Annotated in this window: 13 protein-coding genes; 3 read left to right on the top strand and 10 right to left on the bottom strand. The window is 65.3% G+C overall.

Going from position 1 to position 14,122, the window contains the following annotated elements:
* Positions 1-3 precede the first annotated feature (3 nt).
* Together EB836_RS05005 and EB836_RS05000 are read right to left on the bottom strand one after the other, a co-directional pair.
* Positions 4-1,272 carry a DNA-binding response regulator gene (locus EB836_RS05005; protein ID WP_240689628.1) on the bottom strand — a complete coding sequence of 423 codons (1,269 nt, stop codon included), beginning with the start codon at positions 1,270-1,272 and terminating at the stop codon, positions 4-6.
* Positions 1,272-1,919, bottom strand: a complete 648-nt coding sequence (locus EB836_RS05000; RefSeq protein ID WP_135538162.1) for an SAF domain-containing protein — start codon at positions 1,917-1,919, stop codon at positions 1,272-1,274. Before EB836_RS05000 ends, EB836_RS05005 begins: the two co-directional genes overlap by 1 nt.
* A gap of 141 nt (positions 1,920-2,060) precedes the next feature.
* Between EB836_RS05000 and EB836_RS04995 the strand changes: the two genes are divergently transcribed.
* The gene (locus tag EB836_RS04995) at positions 2,061-2,282 is read left to right on the top strand and encodes a helix-turn-helix domain-containing protein (RefSeq protein WP_135538160.1); all 222 of its coding nucleotides are present in this window, start codon (positions 2,061-2,063) and stop codon (positions 2,280-2,282) included.
* Between the two features lie 37 nt (positions 2,283-2,319).
* On the opposite strand, the gene EB836_RS04990 is transcribed toward EB836_RS04995, so the two are convergent.
* On the bottom strand, positions 2,320-2,835 hold the full coding sequence (locus EB836_RS04990) for a hypothetical protein (RefSeq protein WP_135538158.1): 516 nt from the start codon (positions 2,833-2,835) through the stop codon (positions 2,320-2,322).
* A 149-nt stretch (positions 2,836-2,984) separates the two neighbouring features.
* On the opposite strand from EB836_RS04990, the gene EB836_RS04985 reads away from it, so the two are divergent.
* Together EB836_RS04985 and EB836_RS04980 are read left to right on the top strand one after the other, a co-directional pair.
* A complete protein-coding gene (locus tag EB836_RS04985; RefSeq protein ID WP_135538156.1) occupies positions 2,985-3,791 on the top strand; it encodes a LysM peptidoglycan-binding domain-containing protein in 807 nt (268 codons plus the stop codon).
* A gap of 92 nt (positions 3,792-3,883) precedes the next feature.
* Positions 3,884-4,273, top strand: a complete 390-nt coding sequence (locus EB836_RS04980) for an Rv3235 family protein (RefSeq protein ID WP_240689611.1) — start codon at positions 3,884-3,886, stop codon at positions 4,271-4,273.
* A gap of 18 nt (positions 4,274-4,291) precedes the next feature.
* Here the strand turns inward: EB836_RS04980 and secA are convergent, their stop codons facing one another.
* The 7 genes from secA to mtrA form a co-directional block, all read right to left on the bottom strand.
* Positions 4,292-6,982 carry a preprotein translocase subunit SecA gene (secA, locus tag EB836_RS04975; protein ID WP_135538152.1) on the bottom strand — a complete coding sequence of 897 codons (2,691 nt, stop codon included), beginning with the start codon at positions 6,980-6,982 and terminating at the stop codon, positions 4,292-4,294.
* A gap of 54 nt (positions 6,983-7,036) precedes the next feature.
* Positions 7,037-8,278: a crosslink repair DNA glycosylase YcaQ family protein gene (locus tag EB836_RS04970; protein WP_135538150.1), complete on the bottom strand. Its 1,242-nt coding sequence runs from the start codon at positions 8,276-8,278 to the stop codon at positions 7,037-7,039.
* 98 nt (positions 8,279-8,376) lie between these two features.
* Entirely contained in the window at positions 8,377-9,045 is a 669-nt protein-coding gene (raiA, locus tag EB836_RS04965) for a ribosome-associated translation inhibitor RaiA (RefSeq protein ID WP_135538148.1), read from the bottom strand.
* Between the two features lie 66 nt (positions 9,046-9,111).
* Complete coding sequence (locus tag EB836_RS04960) at positions 9,112-9,834, bottom strand: ComF family protein (RefSeq protein ID WP_135538147.1); 723 nt, start codon at positions 9,832-9,834, stop codon at positions 9,112-9,114.
* A gap of 43 nt (positions 9,835-9,877) precedes the next feature.
* On the bottom strand, positions 9,878-11,602 hold the full coding sequence (locus EB836_RS04955; protein ID WP_135538145.1) for an LpqB family beta-propeller domain-containing protein: 1,725 nt from the start codon (positions 11,600-11,602) through the stop codon (positions 9,878-9,880).
* Positions 11,599-13,425 (bottom strand): MtrAB system histidine kinase MtrB, encoded by a 1,827-nt coding sequence (gene mtrB / locus EB836_RS04950; protein WP_240689610.1) that lies wholly within the window; start codon positions 13,423-13,425, stop codon positions 11,599-11,601. The genes EB836_RS04955 and mtrB overlap by 4 nt, the downstream gene beginning before the upstream one ends.
* Positions 13,422-14,102: an MtrAB system response regulator MtrA gene (gene mtrA, locus EB836_RS04945; protein WP_135538143.1), complete on the bottom strand. Its 681-nt coding sequence runs from the start codon at positions 14,100-14,102 to the stop codon at positions 13,422-13,424. The genes mtrB and mtrA overlap by 4 nt, the downstream gene beginning before the upstream one ends.
* Positions 14,103-14,122 lie beyond the last annotated feature (20 nt).

Here is a 14,122-nt window from a genome sequence, read left to right as displayed (position 1 = left end):
CCGTCACAATCGGACCCTGGATCTGCCGGGCCTGCGGCCCTGCTTCCTTTCGCCGCCGTCCCGTCGGCCCCTTCCGCCCCCGGTCCGGCGGCTGCGTTTGCGGCCGGGCAGCAGATCCTCGGCCATGGCCGCGATCTCCTGGCAGAGGAGGGAGCGCGGATTCTGCTCGTGCAGGGTCTTGCCCGCCAGCATTGCGGCATCGGCGGTGGCCCGATCATCGCTGAGGACGTAGTCGGGGGTGACGCGGACGAAGCGGTTGAGGACCTCGCGGATCCTCGCCTCGGGCGGATGACCGACCGCGCCGGGTCGCAGCTTCGTGATCACCAGACGCATCTTCTCCCGCAGCTCCTCTGCCCGCGGCGTGCCCAGCAGCTTGACCAGACGCTGCAGACCGATCGGCTCTCCTGCAGCGAGCACGAGGACGACATCGGCCGCTGCGAGCGCCGCCCGGGTGGCGCAATGCCGGTCGTAGAAGGGGTCGGCCATCTCGTCATCGGGATCGACGCGGTCGCTGACGTCGACGACGACGAGATCGTAGAGCCTCGCGAGCCGATGCAGCACGGCTTCGAGCACTGACGCTCGGATCTCCGGCCATCGCTCGGGCTTCGTCAGTCCCGTGATCACGTGGAAGTCCTCCCGGACCACGGCGTGGGGCACGGAATGCCCGTCGAGGGGGACGGACCGATCGGACTGCGCCCGGCACAGGCTGGCCAGATGGGAGGATTCCTCGGTCAGCCCGAGTGTGGCGGCGACCATCCCCGAAACGGTGTCGGCGTCGACGATGACGGAGCGTCGGCCGAGGCGGGAGGCCTGGTCGGCCAGGTTGACCGCGGTGAGGGTCCGCCCCGGCGAAGAGCCGGTCCCCCACACCGTGATGATCCTCCCCTGTCCTCCGACCGGGCCGGGAGGCGCTGTCGGTCGTGGAGGAACGACGGTGGAGGCGCGGAGATCGTCGAGCGCCGTGGCCAGAGCGGCCGCATCGGCGTCGGTGCCGACCCGGACGGTGATGCCCAGCCCGGCAAGCGCGTCGGCATCATCACCGAAGCCGAGGACCTTCGCCCCCGTGGCCGCGACAGCAGCGACCACCTCGGCATCGAGCCCCGGGAAGTAGCGGCCGATGATGACGACCTCGGCGCTGCCGGTCCGACAGTGTGCCAGCAGCTCCACCTCGTCGGCGGGACGGGCGACGATGGTGACGTCGTCGATGTCGCTGAGGAGTTCGAAGAGGATGAGGTCGTATTCGAAGTCGACGGCGAGCAGGACCTGAGTCATCACTGCCCGCTGTCTGCCGCGACCGCCGAGGGCGCCCCGACCACGGAGAGTACGCTGCGCCCGTCGAGGGCGGCAAGCACGTCGGAGAGCTGCCCGGTCTCGACGAAGACCTCGATGCGCGCTCCGTCGCCGACCCCGAAGCTGCCCACGTCCCGCGTGATGTGGGCGACGGGTGCGGATTCGACGAGCTGACGCGGTGCGGGCCCGTCATCGTCGAGGCCGTTCTGCTCCGGCTGCGCCCACACATCGACGAGGCTTCCCGCGGCGACGACGCTGGGGACGGAGCCGGCGACATCGATGGCGACGACACGGCCTTCGAGCTCCGTCAGAGGCGCGACCGTCGAGGCGGCCAACAGCTCCCCTGCGGCCACGACGCTGCGCACGCTCGTCCCTGCGGGCAGGTCCTCATCCGCCGAAAGGTATTTGCTGCCGATATCCGCGAGATTGACCTCGGCCACCCTGAGGTCCGTCGCATCAAGGACTTCACCGGGGACGAGAGCATGAGCGCTTGCCCAGACGCGGGTGGTGGAATTCGCCGCGGCGATGAGCAGATAGGTGCCGACCACGGCGAGGACGACGAGCATCGCGCCCACAAGAAGTCGGGTGTCGGTCCATTTGGGGCGGCGGATTCGCTTCGAGAGCTCCATTGCATCTCCAGATTCGCGGAAGTTTCGCTGACAGAAACTGTTTCTCAGTGATAGTATTAGGCATCAAATGATGCCAAAGCAATGTTTTTGGCAAAGTGAATCAACAAGCAGACAGACATCTGGAATGGGAGAAGTCACCACATGGTCGTCGAAAACCGCTTCCTGCCGCTCACCGATGTGGCCGAACTGCTCAATGTCTCGATCGCTCAGGCCAGGGCCCTGGTCCGCTCGGGCGACCTCCGTGCGATCAAGGTCGGCGGACGCGGCCAATGGCGCGTCGAGAAGTCGGAGATCGAGGCTTATATCCAGCGCATGTACGAGCGCACCGAGCACCAGATCAAGACCGGCTCGATCGAGGACTGACTCCGCCTCTGCCCGTACCCCAAGTTCCACAGCCGACTCACCCGAAGGGGTTGGTTCGGGCGTGGACGGCGGCGATCGCGGCGAACGGGATCATCCGGCCCGCGATCTCGACATAGTCGGCACCGACGAGAGTGCAGCGTCCGCGTGTCGGCCCGGGACGGTCTGCGACGTCGATCGCCACTTCCTCATGCATTGCCGCCCAGCGGCGCAGCGCCGAACCCAGACCCAAGCGCTCGAGCCCTCCCGCCTCGAGGCGGTGGACACGTGAGTCCGCCCGCAGTCCGCGGATCCAGCTGATCGCGATGACGGAGGTCTCGGCTCCGTCGACGACGAGGATGTCGCGACCGAGGAAGTCGGCCGTGCCCGCGATCTCCCGCGCCGGCATGACCACCTGCACCGCCTGCCCGAGCGCCCCTCGGATCCTTTCCAGCAGTGTTCGCTCGGCGGCCTGAGCGGCTACTTCGTCACCGAACTCTCCCCTTCTGGCGTGCCGTTCGGCGGCGGTCTCGGCGGCTTCGACGTCCGCCAGGAGTGCATCGATGCGATCATCCATAATCGCTAAGCCTGCCCCAGCTGTAGTCGACTTTCAAGAGCCGGAACGAAGCGCGTGAGAACTACAGTGGTGTAGTTATTCGTAATCTATTGACAACAAATCACATCTAACGACATCATTGGAATCAATATCCAATGGAGGATGTCTAGATGTATCTCTTGATCGCATGCGCGGGGTCTTGGCTGGTTCTGCTCGGTTCACTCTGCACCGCGTGGGCACAGCTGCCGCAGCCGCGGACGACGAATGATCTCGTCGTCATCACCATCATCGGCGCCGCCGCTCTGGCATTCTCACGTCTCGGTCTCGTCTCCCTCCTCACCCTGCTGCTGCGGCTCCTTCCCTCCGGCCGCTTCAGGGCACTCCTGGCGGACTGCCTCGTCAGAGCCATGCCGCGGCTTCTCGCCTCGAGCGTGCTCGCCGCAGTGTCGGCCGGTCTCGTCGTCCAGGCCGCGCAGGCCGCTCCGGTCGCCGGAGACCTCGGAGACGCGATGCCCGCGGCGGGCCCGTACACGGCGACCGCTGCGCCCGCCGATCCCGGATGGCCGACTGTCGAAGGCGGCGCCTCGGCCGCCGATGGTGAGTACTCCGATGGCGATGCGCCCGCGGACGAGGACCTGCATGATCCGGCCTGGCCCACCGAACCTCCGAAAGAAGCCGCTGCTCCGCCTGAGGATCCGTCTGCACCACCGCGAACCGACCACCGGGAACCCGCCGACGACGTGCACGATCCCGCTGCTGCCGAGGATCCCGAATCACGACCGGATGCTGCAGCCCCCTCGCCGACTGTGCACGTGGTCGAGCCTGGGGAGAGCCTGTGGTCGATCGCCGCCGAACTCGTCGATGCCCCAGAGGACACCCCGCAGCTTGTCGACGACGTCTATACCGCCAACCGCGAGATCATCGGGCCCGACCCGAGCCTCATCATCGCAGGTCAGAGATTGGAGATTCAGCCATGACCGCCCCGCTCACTCTCACCCGTCCGCAGGCGCCGCAAGCTGCGCCCCGGCGGAACTCCTTACCGCTGTCCACGTCCCCATCGGGACGCCGGGTGAGCGCACGGGTCAGCGGACTTGACGATGAGTCCGCGGACGAACGGCAGCGGATAGCGGCCACGGCCGCCTCGTTGGCGGTGGCCTGCCTCGAAGTCCTCGCCGGAGTCCGACGCAGCGACACGATCGCCCGCTGGGTCGATCCCGAACTGCTGGCGAAGATCGATCACCGCGCTCAGCTGCGCGCAGAGGTGGCGCCGCGACATCCGGCCAGCGGTCTCGGCGCGCAGCCGGCGGTGCAGCCGGGGAGGGCACATGTGTGCCAGGTGAGTCCCGGGATCGCCGAAGTCACGGTCATCGTCCGCAGCCCGAACCGCATCCGGGCGGTGGCAGTCCGTTTGGAGCTGCTCACCACCCGGTGGACGCTGACGGCGCTGCAGACGATGTGAAGTCTGCGCGCCCCTAAGTCAGCTCTTGGCCTTCTTCTTCGCGCGTCGCTCGGCCCGATTGGCCGGAGCCGGTTCGTCGTCGTCCTCAGATTCGGAGATCGAGGAGGAGCCGTTCTCCGATGGGGCCGACAGCTGCATCTTCGGGGTCGTATGCCGCAGTTCCTCGGCGTCGACTTCGACCTCGGAGTCGTCCCCGGACTCCGCCGGTGAGGAGCTGACCTGGACCTTGAGCGTATTGGTGAGGCGGACGACGTCCTCCTTGATCCCATCCTGCATGGTGGTGAACATGTCGAAGCCCTCCCGCTGGTATTCCACCAGCGGATCACGCTGCGCCATCGCGCGCAGTCCGATGCCGTTCTTCAGGTAGTCCATTTCGTACAGGTGCTCGCGCCAGCGTTTGTCGATGACGGAGAGCACGACACGGCGTTCGAGTTCGCGGGTCGCATCCTCACCGAGCTCTTCCTCTCGCTGGGAGTAGAAGACTTCGAGGTCCGACTGGATCTCCGTATTGAGTCGATTCTTCGTGAGGTTGCCGAGTCCGCCGACCTCCTCGGCGAGGTCTTCGGAGGTGATCGACGGAGTATAGATCTTGCCGAGGGCTTCGAAGAGTTCGTCGACCTGCCAGTCCTCGACCGGTCCTCTCGTCGCCTGGGCGACGTAGGCGTCGATGATCTCTTCGCGGAAGTTCGCGACCTGCTCTTTGAGGTCGGCTCCGTGGAGGACGCGGCGACGTTCGTCGTAGATGACGGTGCGCTGACGGTTGAGTACGTCATCGTATTTGAGGACGTTCTTGCGCTGTTCGGCGTTGCGCTGTTCGATCTGCGACTGGGCGGAGAGGATGGCGCGGCTGACCATCTTCGACTCCAGCGGCACATCATCGGGCACATTGGCCGTGGCCATGATGCGTTCGGCGGCGCCGGAACCGAACAGGCGCATGAGGTCGTCGGTCAGCGACAGGTAGAAGCGGGATTCGCCCGGATCGCCCTGACGTCCGGAGCGTCCGCGCAGCTGGTTGTCGATGCGGCGGGATTCGTGGCGTTCGGTGCCGAGCACGTAGAGACCGCCGAGTTCGACGACCTCCTCCGCATCGGCCTTGACCTTCTTCTCCGCCTCCTTGAGCACATCCTGCCATTCGGCTTCGTACTGGTCCTCATTCTCAGCCGGATCAAGACCCCGCCGCTCCATCTCTGCGACAGCGAGGAATTCCGCATTGCCGCCGAGCATGATGTCGGTGCCTCGACCGGCCATATTCGTGGCCACGGTGACCGAGCCCTTGCGGCCGGCCAGCGCCACGATCGAGGCTTCCCGAGCGTGGTTCTTTGCGTTGAGGACTTCGTGCTTGACCCCGCGCTTGGCCAGATGCTTGGAGAGGTATTCGCTCTTCTCCACGCTCGTCGTGCCGACGAGGACCGGCTGGCCGGCCTCGTGTCGAGAGACGATGTCGTCGACGACGGCTGCGAACTTCGCGACCTCGTTCTTGTAGACGAAGTCCGACTGGTCGACGCGCTGCATCGGCTTGTTCGTGGGGATCGGCACCACACCGAGCTTGTACGTCGACATGAACTCCGCGGCCTCGGTCTCTGCCGTGCCCGTCATGCCGGAGAGTTTGTCGTAGAGGCGGAAGAAGTTCTGCAGAGTGATCGTCGCCAGGGTCTGGTTCTCGGCCTGGACCTGGACGTTCTCCTTCGCCTCGATGGCCTGGTGTAGACCTTCGTTGTAGCGGCGGCCCTTGAGCACACGGCCGGTGTGTTCGTCGACGATGAGGACTTCGCCGTCAAGGACGACGTAGTCCTTGTCCTTCTTGAACAGCTCCTTGGCGCGGATGGCGTTGTTGAGGAAGCTGATGAGCGGAGTGTTCTCCGCGTCGTAGAGGTTGCCGATGCCCAGGTAGTCTTCGACACGCTCGATGCCGGGTTCGAGCACGCCGACGGTGCGCTTCTTCTCATCGACTTCGTAATCGCGATCGGTCTTCAGCCGCTTGACGACCTTGGCGAACTCCCCGTACCAGCGGTTCGCATCGCCTTCGGCCGGGCCGGAGATGATCAGTGGGGTGCGTGCCTCGTCGATGAGGATCGAGTCGACCTCGTCGACGATGGCGAAGGAGTGTCCGCGCTGGACGAGTTCGTCGGCTGACCAGGCCATGTTGTCGCGCAGGTAGTCGAAGCCGAATTCGTTGTTCGTGCCGTAGGTGATGTCCGCAGCGTACTGCTTCCGGCGCTGGTCCGAAGGCATGTTCGCCTGAATGCAGCCGGTCTCCATACCGAGGAAGCGGAACACACGGCCCATGAGCTCGGACTGGTAGGTGGCCAGATAGTCGTTGACCGTGATGATGTGGACCGGGTCCCCGGTCAGTGCGTTGAGGTACGCCGGCGCGGTGGCCACGAGGGTCTTGCCCTCACCGGTCTTCATCTCTGCGATGTTGCCCAGGTGCAGAGCGGCGCCGCCCATGAGCTGGACATCGAAGTGACGCAGGCCCAGGGTGCGGCTCGAGGCCTCCCTCACCGCGGCGAAGGCTTCGGGCAGCAGGGAGTCGAGGCTCTCTCCGTCCTTGTAGCGCTCCTTGAACCTGCCGGTTTCCTCACGCAGCTCAGTGTCGGACATCTCGCTGAACTCGTCGGACAGCTCATTGATGGCATCCGTGTATCGGCGGAGCTTCTTCAGAGTTCTGCCTTCACCTGTGCGCAGAAGCTTCTCGAGGAAATTAGCCACTTTTCTCCTAATCGGCATGACTGCCGGACAACAACTCGAACGACTGTATAGTCTCTAGCTTAATGGCAGGTGAGTGCCTTCGAGGTCCACTCCGCTCAGGCCCAGCCATGTGGCCATCGCCTGGAGCTCTTGGACGAGCTCCGCTGTGTGCTCCTCCCCCGGCTCCCATGTCACCCGGTGTGCACGCAGGGTGCCCGCCGCACGGTCCCGGTGCAGATCGACGCGGCCGACGAGCCGATCACCGAGGAGGAACGGCGTCACATAGTAGCCGTACACGCGCTGCGGAGCGGGGGTGTAGATCTCGATGCGGTAGTGGAAGTCGAAGAGCCAGTCGATGCGCGGCCGGTAGAAGACGAGTGGGTCGAAGGGAGCCAACAGTGCTCGCGCGTCCACTGTGCGCGGGGTGCGTGCCTCATGCCAGCGCAGGGCGGTGACGCCGTCGACCTCGACTTCGCGCAGTTCACCAGTGGCAAGCAGTTCCGCGATGGCGGTGTCGGTGGGTGCGCGCAGCTGTCGGAAGTAGTCCGCGATATCGTCGGGACGGGCGATTCCCAAAGCACGGGAGGCGGTGCGGGTCAGGGCGAGGACGTCGTTGTCGACGCCGGAGACTCCCCGCTGACGGGAAGCGACGGGGTCGAGGCCGAGGTCCGGGTTCTCAGGGGTCCCGAAGGCCAAGGGGATCTCGGGCAGTTCCGGGGACACGTGTTTCGTGCGTGCGTAGATCCGTTCGAAGTGATCATTGCGCCCGGAGGCGCTGATCACGCCTCCGGCGAACAGCGCCTCGAGGGCGAGTTTGACCTGGCTGGGGTTCCAGCCCCAGTGCCCCCGATGCCGTTCGGGCAGATCATGGTCGACGAGTTCGGAGACCTGGCGCGCCGTCTTCGGTCCTGCGGCCAGCACGTCGAGCACGGAGGTCTGCAGCCCACGGAAGGCGGCACCGGATTCGGGGTGCCGTTGTCCGTAGTCGTTTCGCCACCACTCGGCGCGGTTGCGTGCGAAGTGGTTCCACGTCTGCGGGGGCACGAACGCCGCCGCATGGGCCCAGTATTCGACGCCCATCCTCGGCGAGGAATAGAACAGGCGGTCGAGCGTCTCGCGTGGGTACGGTCCCAGGCGGGAGAAGAATGGAAGGTAGTGGGAGCGGACGACACGCGCCACGGAGTCGATCTGGGTCAGCCCCATCGTGGCGAAGACTGATCTCAGGTGGCGAGCCGTGACCCGCTGCGGTCGCGGCCGGTCGAGTCCGGCCGCCGCGATGGCAGTCCTGCGTGCCTGCGCGCGTGTCATCTTCTGCATGATCCCACGCTACATTCCCCTCCCCTATTACTACGTGACGGCGGCCCAGCAACCTCGCGCGAGGTTGCTGGGCCGCCGTCACGTAGTAATAGGGGAGGTTAGTCGGCTGCTTCTTCGAGTTCGCGGTCGAGGGCGATGACTCCGTAGCTCCAGCCCTTGCGGCGGTAGACGACGGAGGGCTTGCTCGACTCCTCATCGATGAACAGGTAGAAGTCGTGACCGACGAGCTCCATCCGGTTGAGGGCCTCTTCGATGCCGATCGGTGCGGCGGTGAAGGTCTTCTCCCGCAGGACCACCGGCGAATCGCCCTCGGCCTTGATCCGACCGTTCGTCTTGTCGACGTTCGTCGGCTGATCGTCTGCCGCGGCCGAAGAGTCGGCGTCAGGGTCGGGAATCAGCGGTTCGGCAATCGGCATCTTCGCCAACGCTTCGGCGGTGGATTCCTTGCGGTGGTGACCCGAACGCGGAACCTTGTGCCGATCTCTGGCGCGCCTCAGCCGCTCGACGAGCTTGGCCCATGCCAGATCGAGGGCCGCGTATTTGTCGCTGGCCATGGCCTCAGCCCGAATCGCCGGCCCCTTCGCCACCACGGTGAGTTCAACCCTCTCGCTCGTCTCGGGCTGGCGGGAGTTCTTCTCGTGGGTGACGTGCACTTCGACGCGCTGAGCTCGGGGAGCGAGCTGTTCGACCTTCGCGATCTTGTCCTCGATGTGGGCTCGAAAGCTGTCGGAGATGGTCAGTTGACGGCCGTTGACAACGATGTCCATGATGTGTCCTTAGCGACTCGCTCGTCGGATTCATCCGATCCCATGCCCTTGGATGGGTAAACACCGTTATACAGTAAAGGGAGAGACAAATCGAGTGCCCCCGCGGCCGAGCCCGAGAACGGCTCCTGCAGCGGGTCTGATCTGCACCGATGCTAATAATCGTGCGCTTTCTGCCAAGGTCGCACCGGTCGTGGAGAAGTCATCGACGAGGATGTCCGCCGAGGCGGCCCGCCGCCGGTCACGCGGTTCGGATGACCGAATGATCTCCAGTTCCACCGCATCGAGATGCTGGGTGCGAGAGGCGTTCTTCGACCGCTCCTTCGCTCCGAGCCCGACCTGGTCCCGGGACCGTTCGGCCCGCAGCACGTCATGGACTTCCAACGGCAGCTCCGGGGCCAGCTCCTGCGCCCTCCGCGCCAGAGCGGCGGTATGGGAACCGCCGCGACGACGCCTGGCACGAGCTGAGCTTGGGGCCGGGAAGAGTCTGATCGCCCCTCCCCTGTAGCCGATGAGGTCGAGGGCCGCGACGACCGAGCGGTTCAGGGCCAGTGCCAGGGGATCGAGGATGTCGCGGCGGCCTCCGTCCTTATATCCGACGACCATCCGCGAGATGCGCGAGTTGTATTCGCAGACGCCGACGATCGGAATCTGACCGTAGCGCGGCTCCATCGCCCGCGGGATTCCGCCGAGCAGCTGCAGGCAACTCGTACACAGCGAGACGTTCTCCCGCCCGCATCCGGCGCATCGTCGGGGCAGGAGCAGTTCGCCGACCTCCTCGAGCAGCCCCATGGGAGCAATCTACTATGCGCCCGCAACCCCACGGGCCTAGCGGTCAGCCGGGGTAGGACGGATCCTTCGCCGCAACATCGACGAGTTTCTGCCACGCATTCGAGTTATACGAATACAGCGCCCCCTCGGAGCCGGTGACCAGGATCGAGCGGCCATCGGCGCCACCGGCGATACGGCTTCCGCCGGAGACCTCACCGAGCTGCTCCGAGGGACCGGTGACGCCGATGCGGAACGGCTGCGCGGAGTCGCCCTCTTCGGCCGCCAGAGCCACCAGATTGGTCGAACCGGCCCAGGAGACGTCCTTGACCTCGTCGAAGTTCGCGCCCACGGAGATCGGGGTCTCGGAGGCGTGGCCGGACGGGTTTCCGGCCTTGTCCCGGGGGATGCCCACGACGTCGATGCGGTCCGGTTCCCCCTTGTGGCGACTGAGCAGGGCGACTCGGGTGCCGTCGCGGGAGACTTCGACGTCGGCGAGCTGCCTGCCGGAGAGGAAGTCCACGGCCACGGTGAAGACCTTGCCGTCACGGCCCACCGCCTTGAGCTCGCCCTTGTTCGCGGCCTCCCCGGTCCACGTCATGTTGAACCGGTCGATACTCGGACGCACGAGCTGTCTGCCCTCGAGGATCGGGGTGGCGTCGACCGCGTCAGATTTCAACCGCATGAGTTCCCGGCGCTCGTTCTGCAGGTACACGTACAGGGAATCATCGAGCGAGACCGCAGGATCGCTGGCCTTCTTCCCCTTGAGGTTCGGACTGTTCTCGACCTTGGCCACGGTGGTGCCCGAAACCCGGGAGAGCCGGTTGTCGGCGAGCACCACGGGAGGACCGTCGACCTGGATGGACGTGTCGGTCTTCGGCTGCAGGCTCGCAGAGATCGTCTGCCCGCCGATGCTCAGTTCGATGCTCGAGACCGAGGGGATGACCTGAAGAGTCGTTGAGATCTGCTGGCGGATCAGCCCCTTCTCCCGGTCCGAGAGGGCGGGGCTCTGCGGTCCCAACGACACATGTGCGACCCCGTTCTCGATCGTCACAACGTTCGATTCGCTGAGCTTCGCGCCGTCCGGGACAGCGGTGATCACCGCGCCCGACAGATACGGGGCCGGCCCGCTGAGCAGTTCGTTCATCAGCGCAGTCGGGGTCGACGAGGAGCGGAGGAACCACCGGGAGTCGGGGACGAGATACGAGTAGTCGGAGGTGAAGAACTGCAGCGAGTAGTTGAGGAAGATCGTGCGGAAATCGGACTGGCTGATGAGCAGGCCGTCCGGGGCCGAGGAGATCCGCCATTCGCCGTTCTCCTGCCGCAGCGAGAACTCCAGAGTCGACTGGGTGCCGGGTTTCGTCGAGTTGTACACGCCGGAGGAGTCGACGAGGCCGACCACCGGGGCCGACATGCTCAGGGTCTTCTGGTCGGAGGTGACCTCTTGGTTCAAGGAATCGATGTCCGTGTCGTTGGGCAGCACCGACACGGATTCCTGCGGACTCCACTCCTGCGCTTCGGCCTCGGTGAGGAATGAACGGGCGACGGAGAAGTTGTTGCCGGTTCCCGCGCCCGCGGCGAGGAATCCGCGCACGATCTCCGAAATGCTGTCGCCGGGTTCAGGCCCGTCGGGGATGCGGGCATTGCTGGCCCCGGGATCCCCCGAATCGTCTTCGATGTGGCCGACCGGTGAGGAGGTCGGGATCGACGAGCAGCCGACAAGGGCGAGAGAGGCGAATACGGAGACCAGGATCGTCCGCACGCGGAACCTTCGTGACTGCAGCGATGTCATGATCGGCCTCCTTCGCCTTCGCCATCGGTCTCGGCGGCGTCGCCGAGGCGGTTGTCGTCCTCATCGGAATCCGCCGCCTCGGCGGCATCGGTGTCCTGCTGTTCGTCCTCGGCGGCCATCGTCTGATCGGTTTCAACGACGATCGGGATCGACCCGGTCTGGATCCGCACGGATCCATCGGAAGACAGAGGACCGGCGACGAGGGCGGCACCCTGGATCTGCGCATCGCGGGGCGGCAGCGGCAGCGGTGAGGAGGTGATCTCCTGATCCGGGCGACGCGGAATCGTCAGACGGAAACAGGACCCCTCGCCGGGTTTGCCCCAGACCTGCAGCCACCCGCTGTGCAGGTGAGCGTCCTCGAGTGAGATCGCCAAGCCCAGCCCGGAACCGCCGAGGGTGCGTTTGCGGGCCGGGTCGGCGCGCCAGAACCGGTCGAAGACATGCTCGACCTGTTCCAAGTTCATGCCCACACCGTGGTCGCGCACGCTGACTGCGACGGCCTCGGCATTGGAGGCGACATAGATGTCGATCGGGTTGCCGTCACCATGCTCGATCGCATTCACCACGAGATTGCGCACGATGCGGGTGATGCGCACCCGGTCGGCCTCGGCCATCACCGGCGAGGACGGGGCGTGGACGACGATGCCCGTCGACATCTGCTCGGCGACCATCGACACCGTCTCGATGACGGAGGTGACGATGGCCCCGATGTCGACGGGTTTGGCCACGAGCGCTGCGGCACCGGCATCGTAGCGGGAGATCTCGAGCAGGTCGGAGAGCAGATTGTCGAAGCGTTCGGCCTGCGAATTCAGCAGCTCGGCGCTGCGGGCGGTGACGGGGTCGAGTTCGTCACGCGAGTCGTAGATGAGGTCCGCGGCGGCGCGGATCGTCGTCAGCGGTGTGCGCAGTTCGTGCGAGACGTCGGAGACGAACTGACGCTGCAGCACGGACAGCCGTTCCATCTGCTCGATCTGATGCTGCAGAGTGTCGGCCATGTCGTTGAAGCTCTCACCGAGCACCGCGATCTCGTCGTTGCCGTGCACGGGCATGCGTTCGTCGAGGTCACCGTCGGCGATGAGGCGGGCGACTTCGGCCCCCGTGCGCACAGGGGTGACGACGAGGCGTGTGACGATCCAGGCGACGGCACCGACGAGGACGACGAGGACGAGTGCGGCGACGAACATCGACCTCTGCACGAAGTTCAGGGTGTCCTGCTGTTCGCTGAGATCGCCCAGGTAATAGAGCTGGAATTGGCCGGCGCCCGGGATCTGCAGCTCCTGGGTGATGAGCAGTCCGGGGCCGTTGCCGTCCGGCAGACTCACTGATTGGTAGAGCTTGTCATCGGTCGGGGCTTTGCGGATGGCTTCGCGCAGTTCGTCGGTGACGGGCACCTTCGCCGTTTCCCCGTCCTCCTCGGCGACGCCGGCGGTGATCGTGGTGAACGAGGAGTTCGGTTCCTTCGGCTCCAGTGTCAGCGAATACACCGACCCGGCCGAACGGTTGTAGATCGACGACAACTGCGAAGACAGGGTGTCCTGAGTCACCGCCTGACCATCGACGGGAGCCAGAGAACGCAGCTCGGAAAGGATCGACCGGGCCTGTGAGGACAGAGAGTCCAGACGGGTGTCAAAGAGGCCGCGGGCGATCTGCTGGGACATATAGGTGCCGACTCCGAAGATCGCCACCGAAGTGAGCACGATGGTGAGAGCGACGATCCTGACCTGCAGGGAGTGGCTGAACGATCGAAGGATGAAACTCCAGAACGTTCGCAGTGCCGAGGCCGCGGTGCGGATGGGCCCGCCCGCTGCCGACCCGGAACTCACGCGGCTCTGCCGGCCTTATAGCCGACGCCGCGGACAGTGACGATGATGTCGGGTTTCTCTGGGTCGCGTTCGATCTTCGACCGCAGCCGCTGCACGTGCACGTTGACCAGTCGAGTGTCGGCGGCATGACGGTAGCCCCAGACCTCTTCGAGGAGAGTCTCACGAGAGAACACCTGCCAGGGTTTGCGGGCCAAGGCCACCAGCAGATCGAATTCGAGGGGAGTCAGCGATACCGGGGAACCGCCCTTGGTCACGGTGTGGCCGGCCACGTCGACGACGACATCGCCGACGGTCAGCAGCTCCGGGGCCTGCGGTTCGGAGATCCGCAGGCGGGCACGGACACGGGCGATGAGCTCCTTGGGTTTGAATGGCTTCGGCACATAGTCGTCGGCACCGGATTCGAGACCGAGGACGACGTCGACGGTGTCCGATTTCGCCGTGAGCATGATGATCGGCACCGAGGACACCTCGCGGATCTCTCGGCAGACTTCGAGACCGTCCTTGCCCGGCAGCATCAGGTCGAGGAGGACGAGGTCCGGGCTGACCTTCTGGAACTCCTCGAACGCCTGGTCGCCTGTGGCACAGAAGAAGGGCTCGAAGCCTTCACTTTTGAGCACAATTCCGATCATTTCGGCCAAAGCCGTGTCATCATCAACTACGAGGATTCGAGCGTTCATGCTCCCATTGTCCCTTATGT

Origin of the sequence: Brevibacterium sp. S111, from assembly GCF_004745075.1 — a bacterium.
Lineage (GTDB): Bacteria > Actinomycetota > Actinomycetes > Actinomycetales > Brevibacteriaceae > Brevibacterium.
Note: the sequence above shows the minus strand (reverse complement) of the source record. Positions and strands in the feature narration are given on the sequence as shown.

Excerpts from the sequence above, each read along its gene's own strand:
- EB836_RS04960 (WP_135538147.1), bottom strand. The coding sequence starts at position 9,834 with ATGGGGCTGCTCGAGGAGGTCGGCGAACTGCTCCTGCCCCGACGATGC.
- EB836_RS04955 (WP_135538145.1), bottom strand. The coding sequence starts at position 11,602 with ATGACATCGCTGCAGTCACGAAGGTTCCGCGTGCGGACGATCCTGGTC.
- EB836_RS04990 (WP_135538158.1), bottom strand. The coding sequence starts at position 2,835 with ATGGATGATCGCATCGATGCACTCCTGGCGGACGTCGAAGCCGCCGAG.
- raiA (WP_135538148.1), bottom strand. The coding sequence starts at position 9,045 with ATGGACATCGTTGTCAACGGCCGTCAACTGACCATCTCCGACAGCTTT.
- EB836_RS05005 (WP_240689628.1), bottom strand. The coding sequence starts at position 1,272 with ATGACTCAGGTCCTGCTCGCCGTCGACTTCGAATACGACCTCATCCTC.
- EB836_RS04970 (WP_135538150.1), bottom strand. The coding sequence starts at position 8,278 with ATGCAGAAGATGACACGCGCGCAGGCACGCAGGACTGCCATCGCGGCG.
- EB836_RS05000 (WP_135538162.1), bottom strand. The coding sequence starts at position 1,919 with ATGGAGCTCTCGAAGCGAATCCGCCGCCCCAAATGGACCGACACCCGA.
- EB836_RS04995 (WP_135538160.1), top strand. The coding sequence starts at position 2,061 with ATGGTCGTCGAAAACCGCTTCCTGCCGCTCACCGATGTGGCCGAACTG.
- mtrA (WP_135538143.1), bottom strand. The coding sequence starts at position 14,102 with ATGAACGCTCGAATCCTCGTAGTTGATGATGACACGGCTTTGGCCGAA.
- EB836_RS04985 (WP_135538156.1), top strand. The coding sequence starts at position 2,985 with ATGTATCTCTTGATCGCATGCGCGGGGTCTTGGCTGGTTCTGCTCGGT.